A 14,598-nucleotide genomic window follows, 5' to 3' on the forward strand; every position below is an offset into this window, starting at 1 on the left:
CAATCACCACCGCGCACACACCGCGCTCGGCGGCCAACCACCCGCCAGCCGCGTCCCCAACCTCACGGGGCAATACAACTAGCCGGACGGGGTTGCTTCGGCACAGACTCATCTCCCCCGCACCCATGGCCTCCCCTTGCCGGGGAGTGACGAGCGGGGCTCCGTCGACAGAGAAGGGCACGAGTGCGATGAGTGAGACGTCCGGGGCGAGCGGGACCTCAGAGTCCTCCGCAGCCGCTGAGGCATCCGAGCCGTCACAGGCGGGGGGAGCGCCTGCCGGGCAGGCCGACGGCGGCGCGTCCGCCGGGCCGCCGGCACCGGGCTTCGGCAACTACCAGAACGACATCTACCTCAACGGCCTCGACGGCCAGTTGCCGCGCTTCACCACCGACCTCACGCTGCTGGGCGCCTCCGCACGCGAGCACCTCGACCCGGGTGCGTTCGGCTACCTGGCCGGGGCCGCCGGTTCCGGGGCCACGCACCGGGCGAACCGCGCGGCCTTCGACCGGCACCGGCTCGTCCCGCGCATGCTGCGAGGCCCGGCCCCCCGCGATCTCAGCACGACGGTGCTGGGCACCCGCATGCCCGCGCCCGTGCTGCTCGCCCCCGTCGGCGTCCAGTCGATCATCCATCCCGACGGGGAGCTGGCCACTGCGCGGGCCGCCGCCTCCGTCGGCGTCCCGATGGTGCTCTCCACGGCCTCGTCCCACACCGTCGAGGAGGTGGCCGAGGCGAACGGGCCCGACGGAACCCGCTGGTTCCAGCTGTACTGGCCCAACGACGACGACGTGTGCGTCAGCATCCTCGAGCGCGCCCGGGACGCCGGGTTCACCACGCTCGTCGTCACGCTGGACACCTGGACGCTGGCCTGGCGTCCGCAGGACCTCGACCAGTCCTACCTTCCCTTCATCCGCGGCGTCGGCACGGCCATCCCCTTCTCCGACCCCGCTTTCCGCGCGGGTCTCGAGAAGACGCCGGAGGAGGACGTCATCTCGGCGGTGCTGCGCTGGGTGCCGATGTTCACCGGCACGGACCGCTCCTGGGACCAGCTGCCGTTCCTGCGCGAGCACTGGGACGGTCCGATCGTCCTCAAGGGCGTCCTGCACCCGGACGACGCCCGCAAGGCAGCCGACGCGGGCATGGACGGCATCGTCGTCTCCAACCACGGAGGCCGCCAGGTCGACGGCGCGATCGCCGCCCTCGACGCCCTGCCCGGCATCGTCGAAGCGGTGGGCGACCGGCTGGAGATCCTCTTCGACTCCGGCATCCGCACCGGATCCGACGTGCTGAAGGCGCTCGCGCTCGGAGCACGCGCCGTGCTCGTCGGACGCCCGTACGCCTACGGGCTCGCGCACGGCGGCGAGGACGGCGTGCGGCACGTGCTGCGCAGTCTCCTCGCCGATCTGGACCTCACGCTGGGCCTCTCCGGGCACCGGACGCCCGGCGAGCTGTCCGCGGACTCCCTGCAGAGCGGGGTCTGACGGGCTGGAAGCCGGGGGCCGGCGGGTTGACGGACTGACGGATCGGCGTCTGACGGGCTGCGCGGGCGCGCGAGGACGTCCGGACAGGCGGCAGCGCAGGACAGCAGTGCGGGGTGCCAGGAAGGGCGCCAGTGCTGCGAGGGCCGCTGCCTTTCGGTCTCGCGGCGGGCCGGACGAGCGTCAGGGCCAGCAGGGCCGTCAGGGCGCCGGACGTCCGCCGTCCGCGGGCAGGAGCGCTGCCAGCCGTCGCAGTGCTCGCGCGTTGCCCCGTCTGAGCAGCGACCGCACGAGCGGCGCGGCCAGCCGCTCGGACGGCGGCACCCGGCTCCACGCGTAGCTGAAGGCGATGCGGGTGCCGCCGTCCGGCAGCTCCGTCAGTTCGTACGTGCCGTAGGCCACGCGCCTGCCGCCGGCGCCTGTGTTGCGCTCCACGATCCTGGCCGGGCGGACGGCCTCCACGACCTCGATCTCGATCGTCTCGGTCCGGCCGCCCGCGCGGACGCTCACCGTCGCCTTCGCGCCCACACCGGACGCGGGGCCCGCGTACGTCCAGTCGCGGAGCATGTGGTCGGTGAACGACTCGTGACGGGACATCACGTCGAGGAAGTCGTACACCGTCTCGCGGTCCTGCGGGACGTTCACGCTCACGGTCACCGGTCGCATGCCGCCAGCGTAGCCAGGCGGCACGCGGCCGGCCTCCGCATACCGCCGCACCGGGTCGGGAGGGGACGGACTGGCCCGTGGTCGCGAGAGGGGGCAGAGCGGCTCGCGGTCACGGGAGAGGACAGAGCGGCGCGCGGGGGCGCCGTCAGGGGCGGCCTCCCGTCTCGTACTCCTCCCGCGTCCAGGCGCGGGCCTGTTCGGAGAGGGTGATGCCGAGACCCGGCCGGTCCGGGACGTGCATGCGGCCGCCGCTGATCGACGGGCGTTCCTCGAACAAGGGCTGGAGCCAGTCGAAGTGCTCCACCCAGGGCTCGTGCGGGTAGGCCGCGGCCAGGTGCAGATGGATCTCCATCGCGAAGTGCGGTGCGAGCTGCAGGTGTTCGAGCTCCGCGAGCCCGGCGAGCTTGAGGAACTGGGTGATCCCGCCGATGCGCGGGGCGTCGGGCTGGAGTACGTCGGCGGCTGAAGCGCGTATCAACTCCCGGTGCTCCGCGACGGATACGAGCATCTCACCCGTCGCCACGGGGGTGTCGAGCGTAGCGGCGAGTGCCGCGTGCCCCGACGCGTCGTAGGCGTCCAGCGGCTCCTCCAGCCAGACCAGGCCGAACTCCTCCATGGCGCGGCCCATGCGCAGTGCCGTGGGACGGTCCCACTGCTGGTTGGCGTCGGCCATCACCGGCACTTCGTCGCCCAAGTGCTCGCGTACGGCGGTCAGACGGCGAAGGTCCTCCTTGCGGTCGGGGTGGCCGACCTTGATCTTGATGCCGCCGACGCCGTCCTCCAGCGAGGCGGAGGCGTTCTCCAGCAGCTCCCCGACCGGCGTGTGCAGGAAGCCTCCCGAGGTGTTGTAGCAGCGCACGGAATCCCGGTGCGCGCCCAGCAGTTTGGCGAGCGGCAGGCCCGCACGCCGGGCCTTCAGGTCCCACAGGGCCGTGTCGAAGGCGGCGACGGCCTGCGTCGCCAGGCCGCTCCGTCCCACGGAGGCGCCGGACCACACCAGCTTCGTCCACAACCGGCCGATGTCGCTGGGGTCTTCGCCGATCAGGTCGGGGGCGAGTTCCCTCGCGTGCGCGAACTGGCCCGGCCCGCCTGCGCGCTTGGAGTAGCTGAAACCGACGCCCTCATGGCCGTCCTCGGTGGCGATCTCGGCGAAGAGCAGGGCGACTTCGGTCATGGGCCGCTGCCGGCCGGTGAGCACCTTGGCGTCGCTGACGGGCGTCCGGAGGGGCAGGCCCACCGAGGAGAGCCTGATCCAGCGGATCCTGTCGGCGGCGGGCCCGTCGGTGCCACCGGTGCGGGACGCGGAGCGGGGTGTGCGGGGTGTCGGACGAGTCGAGTTCACGGTGGTGTCCTGGGTCGTCGGGCTGATGCTGTCGCGGCCGGGCGACGGCCGCGTGGTGCCCGGCGGCCGTGAAGTGCGCGCCTGCCGACGGCAGTTCCTTCATGTGGACGCCGTCCTGCATGCGAGACGCGGGCGCCGGTCCAGCCGTGGGCGGGAGCCGCCGGACCCAACACCTGTTCCTGACTGGGAGATTGGCGTTCCAGCCCGGAAGGCGACCACACCGGCTCCGTCGAACCCGTGGCCGCACACTCATTGACCCCGGCGACTCACAACCTTAGCCTCCATTCTCATACATGGACAGCGTCTCTGTATTTGTACGCGCGAGTGGAGGAGGACGACGTGGGGCCGACTGAGCGACCGGAGGGCGGCGCGTACGAGCGCGGCCCCGTCTCCGCCGGAGGAGATCCCGCGCCCCTCCTGCCGGATCTCCGTGCCGGCCAGGCCCGCATGCGGCCCGACAGCCTTACTGAGAAGGGGAGTTGACCCATGCCTCTCGTCGCGGTCGGAGCCGGGGTCCTGCTCCTGCTCTTCCTCATGACCAGGCTCAAACTCAACGGCTTCGCGGCGCTGCTGCTGGTGGCGATCGGCGTCGGCCTGGTCCAGGGCATCCCGGTGGAGAAGATCCCGGAAGTCCTCGCGGGAGGCATCGGCGATCAGATAGGCGACACGATGCTCACCATCGGGCTCGGCGCCATGGTGGGCCGCGTCATGGGCGATTCGGGCGCCGCGCAGCGCGTGGCGACCCGGCTCGTCGACGCCTTCGGTCAGAAGCGCGTCCAGGTGGCGATGGTCGTCACGGCCATGCTCATCGGCGTCACCATGTTCTACGAGGTCGCGTTCGTGATCATCGTGCCGGTGGCGTTCACCATCGTCCGCGTGACCGGCAAGAGCCTGCTGTGGGTGGGCCTGCCGATGTCGATCGCCCTGTCCACCATGCACAGCTTCCTGCCGCCGCACCCGGGGCCCACCGCCGTGGCGGCGACGTTCCACGCCTCTGCCGGACTCACCCTCTTCTACGGCCTGTTCATAGCCGTGCCGCTCGGCGCGCTCATCGCGCTGGCTTGGCCCCGGCTGCCGTTCGTACGGCGGATGAACCCGTCCATCCCCAAGGGCCTCGTCAGCGAGCGGGTGTTCACGGACGAGGAGATGCCCGGCATGGGCTGGTCCCTCTCGGTGGCGCTCTTCCCGGTGGTGCTGATCGCCGGCGCGGCCGTGACCGAGATGACCACGTCCGGCTCGAACACGCTGCTCCACACCGTCGCCTTCGTCGGATCGGCACCCGTCGCACTGCTCCTGACGCTGCTGCTGGCGATCTGGGCGTTCGGCCCCCGCATCGGGCGGAGCCTGTCCGAAGTCAGCGCCTCATGCACCTCCGCGGCCCAGGCGATGGCGATGATCCTGCTGGTGATCGGCGCCGGCGGCGCCTTCAAGCAGGTCCTCGTGGACGGCGGGATATCCGACTACATCGAGGAGGTCACGCACGGGTGGTCCATATCCCCGATCATCCTCGCGTGGCTCATCGCGGTGATCCTCCGCATCGCCCTGGGGTCGGCGACCGTCGCGGTCGTCACCGCGTCGGGCGTGGTCCTGCCGCTGCTCGCGGGCAGCGGCGTGCACCCCGAGGTGATGGTGCTGGCCGTCTCCTGCGGTTCGATCGCGTTCTCCCACGTGAACGATCCGGGCTTCTGGATGTTCAAGGAGTACTTCAACCTGTCGGTGGTCGAGGCGCTCAAGGCGCGCACCACGTACACCACCGTGCTGGCGGTCCTCGGCCTCGGCGGCGTGCTGGCACTGGAATGGAGCCTCGACGCCCTCGCCCTGTGACGCGCGCGCCGTTACCCGGCCCGGGACCGGCCCGCGCCCCCATCACCACCCCGCCCGACCCACGGCGGGCCCCACGGAAGAAAGCCCGATGAACCGACCCGGGAACCAGCACATGAACCAGCCCGTTGTCACCAGGTACTCCGTCTACCCGGTCGCCGGCCGAGACTGCATGGCGCTGAACCTCTCCGGCGCACACGGCCCCTACTTCACCCGCAACGTGCTCGTCCTGGAGGACTCCGAAGGGCGGACGGGAGTGGGAGAAGTGCCGGGCGGCGAGAAGATCACGCGCACCCTCCGCGAGGCAGAACCCCTCGTGACGGGCAGCAAGTTGGGCGACTACAAGCGCGTCCTCAACGCGGTCGGGAACCGCTTCGCCGACCGGGACACGGGCGGCAGGGGCCGGCAGACCTTCGACCTGCGCACCACCGTCCACGCCGTCACGGCCGTCGAGTCGGCGCTGCTGGACCTGCTGGGCCAGCACCTCGACGTCCCCGTCGCGGCGCTCCTGGGCGACGGGCAGCAGCGCGACTCCGTCCGCATGCTCGGCTACCTCTTCTACGTCGGGGACCCCGGCCGCACCGACCTCGGATACGTCCGCGAACCGGACTCGGACACCGAGTGGTACCGGATCCGGCACGAGGAGGCCCTGACGCCGGAGGCGATCGTCCGTCAGGCCGAGGCCACCCGGAGCCTCTACGGCTTCGAGGACTTCAAGCTCAAGGGCGGTGTCCTGCCGGGCAGCGAGGAGGTGGAGGCGGTCCGGGCGCTCAAGGCGCGCTTCCCCGACGCCCGCATCACCCTCGACCCGAACGGCGCCTGGTCCCTGGAGGAGGCCGTCGAACTGTGCCGGCCGCTGACCGGCACCCTCGCCTACGCGGAGGACCCGTGCGGACCCGAAGGCGGATACTCGGGCCGGGAGATCCTGGCCGAGTTCCGCCGCGCGACGGGCCTCCCGACGGCGACCAACATGATCGCCACCGACTGGCGGCAGCTCGCCCACGCGCTGGCGCTGCAGTCCGTCTCCATCCCTCTCGCCGACCCGCACTTCTGGACGATGCAGGGCTCCGTGCGCGTCGCCCAGCTGTGCAACTCGATGGGCCTGACGTGGGGTTGCCACTCCAACAACCACTTCGACGTCTCGCTGGCGATGATGGCTCACTGCGGCGCCGCCGCACCCGGCGAGTACAACGCCCTGGACACGCACTGGATCTGGCAGGAGGGGCTCGAACGGCTCACCGTCCGGCCCCCGGAGATCACCGGCGGGCAGGTCACCCTCCCCGACCGTCCCGGCCTGGGCGTCAGCATCGACATGGACAGGCTGCTCGCGGCCCACGAGCTGTACGAGGAGAAGGCCCTGTCGGGGCGGGACGACTCCGTAGCGATGCGGTACCTCGTGCCGGGTTGGACGTTCGACGGCAAGCGCCCCTGCCTGGTCCGCTGACGGCGCCGGGGAGGGCGCGGGCGGGGCGCGGCTCCGTCGCGGATCGGTGTGGGCGCCTCTCCGTCTGGTGGGCGTGCGCGGGCCGCGTCGCGCCCGGGTTCCGGCGCGTCCGCGGGCGGCCGGGCGGCCTGCGAGCAGGGCGGCTCCGCCCCGCGGGTACCATGGGCCGTACGGCGGACGAGCCGGCCGGGCGGCCGCGTCGGGATTTCGGTCCCGCCGAGGAACGTCCGGGCTCCGAAGGGCAGGATGGTGGGTAACGCCCACCCGGGGTGACCCGCGGGACAGTGCCACAGAAAGCAGACCGCCGGAGCCGCACGCGGCTACCGGTAAGGGTGAAACGGTGGTGTAAGAGACCACCAGCGCCCAGGGCGACCTGGGCGGCTCGGTAAACCCCATCCGGAGCAAGGTCAAGAGGGGCCGGCGACGGCCCTGCGCGGACGTTCGAGGGTTGCCCGCCCGAGTCCGCGGGTGGACCGCACGAGGCCGGCGGCAACGCCGGTCCCAGATGGATGGCCGCCTCCCCCGGCGCCGCGAGGCGACGGGGAGACAGAACCCGGCGTACAGGCCGACTCGTCCGCCTCACCGCCTCACGCCAACCGTCATCGAAGTCCGCACGCGAGACGGGGCGACCGATCCGATCGGTCACGGTCAGGCCCTCGTCGGATCGCGTTCCCGTCCGCCCTCACAGTGAGCCCGGGGGGGGCGACGGCCTCGCGGCCGTGGAGGTGTCCGCGAGCGCGTCCAAGACTCGCCGGCGGCCTGAACCCCGGAGTACGCGGGCGTAGGCTCTCAGGGATGCGGATAGGCGAGTTGTCCAAGCGCACGGGCGCAAGTCCGCGCTCACTGCGGTACTACGAGGAGCAGGGCCTGCTGACCAGCTCACGCTCCGGCGCGGGGCAGCGTCACTATTCCGATGACGCGGTGCAGCGCGTGTCACTCATCCGACGACTGTTCGACGCTGGTATGTCCAGCCGGGTGATCGCGACCGTGCTGCCGTGTGTGGACATCCCGGGCGACCTGGGCGTCGCCGAGGAGACGTTCGCGGCGATGATGCGCGAGCGCGACCGGATCGACGCCGACATCGCGCACCTGATCGAGACCCGGGACGCACTCGACGTGCTGATCGCGGCCAACAGCCGGCACCGGGCGGAGCTGACCACGGAACCGGTAGCGCGGTCGACGTGATGCTGTGATCTGCGTCTCACCCGGTTGCCCCTTACATCGATGTCAGAGATGAGGGTGGCGACAACGCCCGGAGTTACCGGGCCGGTTGCACGAGAGGCGGCGGACAATGGGGCAGGCGTGGGGTTTCGGCAGGTATGGCGGGCCTGAGGTGCAGGAGTTCTTCGATCGTCCCGATCCCGTCCCCGGCCGAAGCGAGGTGCTGATCCGGGTCGAGGTCACCGGCGTGAACCCCCTCGACCACCTTCTGCGCTCGGGCCTGGTCGACGGGCTCGACGGCGGGCGCCCGTTCCCCCGCGTGCTGGGCATGGAGGCGGCCGGAACGGTTCTCGCCCGGGGCGAGGACGTCAGCGGGCTCGAGGTGGGTGACGCGGTCTTCGGCTTCGCACTCACCGGTGGCGGCACGTACGCCGAGACAACGGTGCTGTCCGCGTCGAACACCGCGCGCATCCCGGAGGGTCTGTCCACCGCCGTGGCAGCGACGCTGCCGGTGGCCGGGACGACCGCGGTGGACGTGCTCGACCAGCTCGGCCTCCCGGCCGGTGCCTCGGTCCTGGTCAACGGGGTCGGGGGCGGGGTCGGCCTCGCCGTCGCCCGCCTGGCTGCCGGGCGCGAGCTGCGTGTGATCGGTACCGGGAGTACCGCCAAACGCGAGCACGCCGAAGCCGTCGGGGCGCGGTTCGTCGATTACACGGCCGAGGACGTCGCCGCCGCGGCACGCGAGCTGGTTCCGGAGGGCTTCGACGGAATCGTCGACCTGGTGGGAGGCGCCTCGCTGCGGACGGTCGCTCCGCTTGCCCAGGACCCACGCAACGTCGTCGCCGTGGGCGACATGTCTGTGCCCGAGCTCGGTGGGCGTTTCGTCGAGCGTCGCGTCGACCGCGAGAACCTGGAGCGGTCGGCCCGGCTGGCTCTCGACGGACTCCTCGAACCCGTCATCACCGCAGTCCATCCGCTCTCCGACGCCCCGGCCGCCCTCGCCACCGTCGAGAACGGTCACACCTCGGGCAAAGTCGTCATCAAGGTGGCATGAGGATCCCAGCCCGTAGCCGAGGACGGCCGGGGACGCGTGTGCTCCGTGCGTTGCGGTTGCGATGCCGGCGCGCGTGCGGCCGCGCGGAGACTTCCGTTGCCGCGCGGCCTACTCGGCCCAGAGGCATCTTCAGCGCTGCCGGCGAGCCCGTTCGATAGGCCGGGCCGTGGTCGTCCTCTCCTTGCAGGCCTCACCCATGGCCTCCTCCGTGCGCGCCTGCTCTGCGGAGAGGCCGGGGTTGAGCTGAGCGGATCGCGCCAGGTTCGGTGGAGGCCGGCACGGCCTCGCGCGGGTCCGGAGCGCAGGCCGTGATCGATCCCCGCGGGTTGACTGCCATGGGGAGCCGGTGGATCGCCGGCGCCGGCTCGTCCGCCAGCAGTAGGGACACCGCCTTGGCGCCGAGTTCGTGGTGAGGCGTGTCGACAGAGGTCACGGGTGGCCGCAGCCAGGAGGGCAGTCCGGAGTCGCCGAAGGAGACGAGCGAGATGTCGTCGGGGATGCGTAACCGGCTCTCCCGCAGGGCCTGGTAGGCGCCGATGGCGAGTCTGTCGTTGCAGCAGACGACGGCCGTGGGCAGGCGAGCGGACTCGAGCAACGACCGCGTCGCCCGGTAGCCGTGTTCCGGTGCCGACCAGTCGCATTCGACGGTTCCGGCGAGCCGGGTCCCCGCCGCCGCCATCGCTGCCTCGATGCCGCTCATGCGCAACTCCCCGACGGACAGGCCTTCGTGGGCGCCGCCGGTGGCGGGGTGGCCCCCGACGACGTGGACGCCGTCACGGTGACCGGCGTCCAGCAGGAGCCGCGCCGCCTGCCTGCCCGCGGCCTCCTCGTCCGGGACGACGCAGACGGACTCGCCTGATGCGTCGAGGCAGTTGAGCAGCACGGTCGGGATACGCCGCATGTGTTCGGAGAGACGCGCCGTGCGGGTCGACATAGCGGCGAGGATCACTCCGTCCACCTGCCGGTCGACCATCTCCTGGAGGAGTTTCTCCTCCAGCGCGGGGTCGTTGGCGGTCTCGGCGATGTAGAGCAGGTGGTCCCGCTCCAGCGCGGTCTCCAGCGCGCCTCGGATCATCTCGCCCGCGTAGTGACCGTCGCCGACGGTGTCGAAGATCAGGGCGATCGTCTGCGTCTTGCGGGTCCGCAGGCTTTGCGCGGTTCGGTTGGGGCGGTAGCCCAACTCCCGTGCGGCGTCCAGGATTCGCTGCCGCGTTCCGACCGGAATGCGTACGCCCTCCCGGCCGGAGAGCACGAATGAGGCTGCTGTCCGGGATACGCCCGCATGGCGTGCGACATCCGCCTGTGTGACCCGTAACGACGACATGAAGTGGACCCCCCTGGAAATCGTGACCGGCGAGGATCTCCCGCACATGTCAGGCATGTCAAGATCAATTTGAGCCGACAGTGCGTCGCCGCGCCACCGTTCGCGCTCCGGTCAGTCCGTCCCCTCTCGTATCGGCGTACGAGGTGCGGTCGGCGCATGGGCTGACACATGCCTGTCACTCGCTGCGAGGTTTCTGACAGCGGCCCCGTGCTCGACTGTGGCGTCCGCGAAGGGGAGCCGAGCCGCACACCTCCAGGGCACGGCAAGGCGAGGCAAGAGGAGATCATGTGCGTGCCATCGAACGACGGCTGCTGCCGTGCACAGCCGTCACTGCCGCACTCGCGCTCGTCGGCGGGTGCGGTGCGAGCGCGAAGAGCGACGAGGGCGCAGCTGACGCGAAGGAGCGCGGGCCCATCACGTTCGTCTCGGGCAAGAACACCTCGGGAACGGTCGAGAAGCTGATCGCCCGCTGGAACAAGGAGCACCCCGACGAGAAGGTCACCTTCATCGGACTGCCCGAGGACGGCGACGAGCAGCGGGCGAAGATGGCCCGGAACGCGAAGCTGAAGGCGGACACCTACACGGTGCTCACGCTCGATGTCGTGTGGACCGCCGAGTTCGCCGCGAACCGCTGGATCGACGAGATTCCCGAGAGTTCCTTCCCGTTCGACCGGACGCTCGGTGCCGTCAACGGCACGGTCAAGTACCGCGGCAAGCTGTTCGGGATGCCGTACGCCTCGGACGGCGCGCTGCTCTACTACCGCAAGGACCTGCTGAAGAAGGCGGACATCGAACCGCCCAGTACCTGGGACGAGATGCGCGAGGCCTGCGGCAAGATCCTGCCGAAGCAGGAGGAAATGTCCTGCTACGGCGGCCAGTTCGACAAGTACGAGGGACTGACCGTCAACTTCTCCGAGGCGGTGAACTCCGCGGGCGGCCAGGTCACCGACGCCAAGGGGAACCCGCACCTGGACACGCCCGAGGCCAAGCGCGGTCTGGACAACCTGGTCAAGGGCTTCAGGGACGGCACGATGCCCGAGAAGGGCATCACGTACATGGAGGAGAACGGCCGGCAGGACTTCGAGAAGGAGCGGTTGCTCTTCTACCGCAACTGGCCCTACCAGTACGGCGTCTCGAACACGAAGGCCAAGGGCAACAAGGTCGTCGGCAAGTTCGGCGTCGCTCCGATACCCGGCGAGAAGGGCACAGGAGCCTCCTCCCTCGGCGGCCACAATCTCGCCCTGTCCTCCTCCGCCCGCAACAAGGCCACCGCGCTGGACTTCATGCGTTACATGACCGACGAGAAGGGCGCGCGGCTGCGGCTCGCCAAGGCGACGCAGGCGCCCGTCTTCGAGAAGGTGTACGACGACCCGAAGCTGGCGGAGGACTTCCCGTGGCTGCCGGTGCTGAAGAAGTCCATCCTCGGCGCCGAGCAGAGGCCGCGCGTGGTGCGTTACGGAGAGGCCAGCAAGGCAATCCAGCGGGAGGTGCACGCCGCGCTGACCGGAAAGAAGAGCTCCGCGGCGGCACTTGAGAGCCTCCAGAAGGAGCTCAAGGCGCTCAAGCCCTGAGCCCGCCTCCACGAACTCCGGCTGTACGCCTTCGCCCCCCTGCCGCTGGTAGGGGGGCGAAGGCGTACAGCCAGTTCACCCGGCCGTGTCGCCCCCATGTCCGGGCGGTGCGCGCCGCGCCCGGGTCCCCGACCATCGACTCCGTGCAGCAACGGACCGGTTCGGCCCCGCCGCCTCGGGTCGCTGCTGGGGTCGCCGGCCGGGGTCGCCGGGTAAGGCCCGAGCAGCACACAGGCGGGGCACACCTCCCGCGCCCAGGGTGACCGGCGGTTCGAGACCTGCCGTCCGGCGTCACCCCGAGTGGGGAAGCTCGGCGGCGCTTTCCGTGACGGCTCCGGGGCGCCGGCGTCGGGAGACCATCGTCACTGCGCACACGCCGCTCGCCAGCAGATCCGTCACCAGGCAGACGGCGCGGCTGGCCACGGCCACGGCCGTGGCCGCGGTGACGGGCAGCACCAGGGACAGCGTCCCGATCAGGACCATCTCCCGGATCAGGGCGCCGTCGGGCAGTACCACGACGACCGAGCTGAGCCCCGTGGCCAGCGCGAACGCTCCGATGCTCACCACCAGGGACTCCCCCACGGGTGCGCCCATGGCGAGCGTGAGCAGCCACAGGTGGAGTCCGGAGACCAGACGGCAGGCGAGCTGCCAGCTGACGGCCGCGCGGATCTGCTGTCCCGAGCCGGATGTGGTCAGTTCGCGGCGCAGCAGGCGGGCGCCGGCCTGCGCGGCCCGGCCCACCAGCGACGGCCGCACCATCACGACGGCCAGCGTCGCGGCGGGGAGCAGCAGGAGCCAGCTCCAGTCGCCGAGCATCGGGGGCGCGGCCAGGCTCCCGACGACCATCCCGGTCAGCAGCACGATCGGGATGTTGAGAAGCCAGACAGCGACGGTGACGAGCCCTCCGACACCGACACTCCTGGCAAGCCGCGCGTGGGTGAGCACCACCCAGAGCGCCCCGGGCGCGTACTTGGCGCTCATCCCGACGAAGTAGACCCCGGCGGCGGTGCGGCGGGGCAGGGGATGCCCGAGATCGGCGAGGACGCTGCGCCAGGACATCATGGCGCACAGCAGCGCTGCCACGTTGACCACGCAGGAGGCCAGCAGGAAGGGCAGTGCCTCGAGGGTCACCATGGGGCGCGTGGCCGACCAGTCCTGTCCGCGGAGGGCCAGGACGAGGCCGGCGACGATGACGCAGGCCAGTGCCCAGCCGGCGAGCATCCGCCAGCGTGGCCGCCACCCGCGGCGGCTGGTGTCATCCACGGCTGGGCTCCCGGCGCGTCAGGCTCTCGTACAGTCCGAGAGTGCGGGTGACGGTGTCGGGCCAGCGGAAGTTCTGACGGGCGTGGGCCCGGCCGCGGGCGGCCAGCCGTGCGGCTGCGACGGGGTCGTCCAGCAACTGGCAGACGAGGGCGGCCAGTTCGTCGGGGGTGTCGCCGCTCATCCGCAGCGCCGCCTGACCGCCCCCGCGCTCGTCGTCGGAGATCAGCGCGGAGAAGCCGGAGCCGAGCACCACCGGGGCGGCGAGGGCCATCGCCTCGACCGAGACGAGCCCGAACGGCTCGTAACGGGAGGGGAAGACGCAGACGTCGGCGGCGAGGTAGTGGCGCCGCACCTCCTCCTGGGGCAGGTAGCGGTGGTAGACGTGCGTCCGGTCCCCGATGCCGAGTTCGGTGACCAGCCGGTCCACCGCGGCGTCCTGGTCCGTGCCGGCGAGGCCCACTCCGAGCATCACCAGCTGGACGCCGGGGTGGCGGCGGGCTATCGCGGGCAGGGCGCGCAGCAGCGTGGGCACGCCCTTGACCGAGCTGAGGCGGCCGGCGAAGACCAGCAGCGGAGCGTCGGGGGGAAGCCCGAACTCCTCGCGGAGCCCCGTCCGCGCCCGCTCCCGCTCGTGGACGGGTTCCGCGTCGCCGGCGTCCGGATCGGCCGGGTCGGCGCCGGTCTCGCAGCCGTGCGGGACGACGTCGATGCGGTCCCCACGCCAGCCGTGTGCCACGGCCAGCCGGCCCAGCTCCGGGGTGGGCACGACGATCCGGGACGCGAATCGGGCGAGCAGCCGCTGAGCGGTCTCGATCAGCCGGAAGGGGTCGGTGACGTCGGGCTGGTCGGCCATGGTCATCTCGGTGTTGTGGACGTGGTAGACCACGGGCAGCCGCAGCAGGCCGGCCGCGAGGATCCCGGCGACGGCGCTCTGCCAGTCGTGCACGGCCACCACCGTCCCCGGCCGGCGGGCCCGCACGAGCGCGGGCAGCGTCGCCAGGTTGAAGGCGAGCAGGGAGAGCGCGAACAGGGCCCGGCCGCTGGGCGCCAGATGGTTCTTCGGCGCCGCGATGCGCCGTTTGAGCCAGCGCGGCAGCCAGGGCCGCCGGATCGTCACGGAGCCGTTCCGTTCCCGGCGGGCGAGGTTCTCCGGGCAGTTCAGGGTGTAAAGCGTCAACGGCACGTCGCCGCGCTCCTGTTGGAGGCACTGGACGAACCGCTGCGCGTACTCCGCCAGGCCGCCCAGGGTCCACGGCGGGTACTGGTGACAGACCACCACCACCCGCCGCAGCGGGGAGGGCGGTGTGGCGGTGCCGAGGCCCGGGCCTGGGTGACTCGACGGGACGGGGCGACTCAAGTGGACCATCCTCTCTTCGCAGCCCTCACGGGCGGGGTTGTGCCTCTCGAGCCGCGGTCGGCGCACGGCCGGCGCCCCGCTGATGCCTCCGCCGGACGGTTCGCGGGCCGCGCCGAA

11 protein-coding genes and 1 other RNA gene are annotated in these 14,598 nt (G+C 71.5%); 7 read left to right on the forward strand and 5 right to left on the reverse strand.

Features of this window, described 5'->3' with window-relative positions; translation table 11 throughout:
• The first annotated feature begins 188 nt into the window (after positions 1-188).
• Positions 189-1,481, forward strand: a complete 1,293-nt coding sequence (locus tag IEY56_RS18270; RefSeq protein WP_189038309.1) for a lactate 2-monooxygenase — start codon at positions 189-191, stop codon at positions 1,479-1,481.
• 198 nt (positions 1,482-1,679) lie between these two features.
• On the opposite strand, the gene IEY56_RS18275 is transcribed toward IEY56_RS18270, so the two are convergent.
• Both IEY56_RS18275 and IEY56_RS18280 read right to left on the reverse strand, forming a co-directional pair.
• Positions 1,680-2,144: an SRPBCC family protein gene (locus IEY56_RS18275; protein WP_189038310.1), complete on the reverse strand. Its 465-nt coding sequence runs from the start codon at positions 2,142-2,144 to the stop codon at positions 1,680-1,682.
• A gap of 145 nt (positions 2,145-2,289) precedes the next feature.
• The gene (locus IEY56_RS18280) at positions 2,290-3,486 is read right to left on the reverse strand and encodes an L-talarate/galactarate dehydratase (RefSeq protein ID WP_189038311.1); all 1,197 of its coding nucleotides are present in this window, start codon (positions 3,484-3,486) and stop codon (positions 2,290-2,292) included.
• A 486-nt stretch (positions 3,487-3,972) separates the two neighbouring features.
• On the opposite strand from IEY56_RS18280, the gene IEY56_RS18285 reads away from it, so the two are divergent.
• The 5 genes from IEY56_RS18285 (at position 3,973) to IEY56_RS18305 (ending at position 8,966) form a co-directional block, all read left to right on the forward strand.
• Positions 3,973-5,310 (forward strand): gluconate:H+ symporter, encoded by a 1,338-nt coding sequence (locus IEY56_RS18285; RefSeq protein ID WP_189038312.1) that lies wholly within the window; start codon positions 3,973-3,975, stop codon positions 5,308-5,310.
• Positions 5,311-5,422: 112 nt separating this feature from the next.
• Positions 5,423-6,751 carry an enolase C-terminal domain-like protein gene (locus IEY56_RS18290; protein WP_189038313.1) on the forward strand — a complete coding sequence of 443 codons (1,329 nt, stop codon included), beginning with the start codon at positions 5,423-5,425 and terminating at the stop codon, positions 6,749-6,751.
• Positions 6,752-6,929: 178 nt separating this feature from the next.
• Positions 6,930-7,328: RNase P RNA component class A (rnpB, locus tag IEY56_RS18295), an RNA gene on the forward strand.
• 218 nt (positions 7,329-7,546) lie between these two features.
• On the forward strand, positions 7,547-7,936 hold the full coding sequence (locus IEY56_RS18300; RefSeq protein ID WP_189038314.1) for a MerR family transcriptional regulator: 390 nt from the start codon (positions 7,547-7,549) through the stop codon (positions 7,934-7,936).
• A 148-nt stretch (positions 7,937-8,084) separates the two neighbouring features.
• Positions 8,085-8,966 carry an NADP-dependent oxidoreductase gene (locus IEY56_RS18305; protein WP_229712000.1) on the forward strand — a complete coding sequence of 294 codons (882 nt, stop codon included), beginning with the start codon at positions 8,085-8,087 and terminating at the stop codon, positions 8,964-8,966.
• A 190-nt stretch (positions 8,967-9,156) separates the two neighbouring features.
• Here the strand turns inward: IEY56_RS18305 and IEY56_RS18310 are convergent, their stop codons facing one another.
• Positions 9,157-10,290 carry a LacI family DNA-binding transcriptional regulator gene (locus IEY56_RS18310; RefSeq protein ID WP_189038316.1) on the reverse strand — a complete coding sequence of 378 codons (1,134 nt, stop codon included), beginning with the start codon at positions 10,288-10,290 and terminating at the stop codon, positions 9,157-9,159.
• A gap of 287 nt (positions 10,291-10,577) precedes the next feature.
• On the opposite strand from IEY56_RS18310, the gene IEY56_RS18315 reads away from it, so the two are divergent.
• The gene (locus IEY56_RS18315) at positions 10,578-11,861 is read left to right on the forward strand and encodes an ABC transporter substrate-binding protein (protein ID WP_189038317.1); all 1,284 of its coding nucleotides are present in this window, start codon (positions 10,578-10,580) and stop codon (positions 11,859-11,861) included.
• Positions 11,862-12,152: 291 nt separating this feature from the next.
• Here the strand turns inward: IEY56_RS18315 and IEY56_RS18320 are convergent, their stop codons facing one another.
• On the reverse strand, positions 12,153-13,124 hold the full coding sequence (locus IEY56_RS18320; RefSeq protein WP_189038318.1) for a lysylphosphatidylglycerol synthase domain-containing protein: 972 nt from the start codon (positions 13,122-13,124) through the stop codon (positions 12,153-12,155).
• Positions 13,117-14,481 (reverse strand): glycosyltransferase family 4 protein, encoded by a 1,365-nt coding sequence (locus tag IEY56_RS18325; protein WP_189038319.1) that lies wholly within the window; start codon positions 14,479-14,481, stop codon positions 13,117-13,119. Before IEY56_RS18325 ends, IEY56_RS18320 begins: the two co-directional genes overlap by 8 nt.
• Positions 14,482-14,598 lie beyond the last annotated feature (117 nt).

This window comes from Streptomyces daqingensis (assembly GCF_014645895.1).
Taxonomy (GTDB): domain Bacteria; phylum Actinomycetota; class Actinomycetes; order Streptomycetales; family Streptomycetaceae; genus Streptomyces; species Streptomyces daqingensis.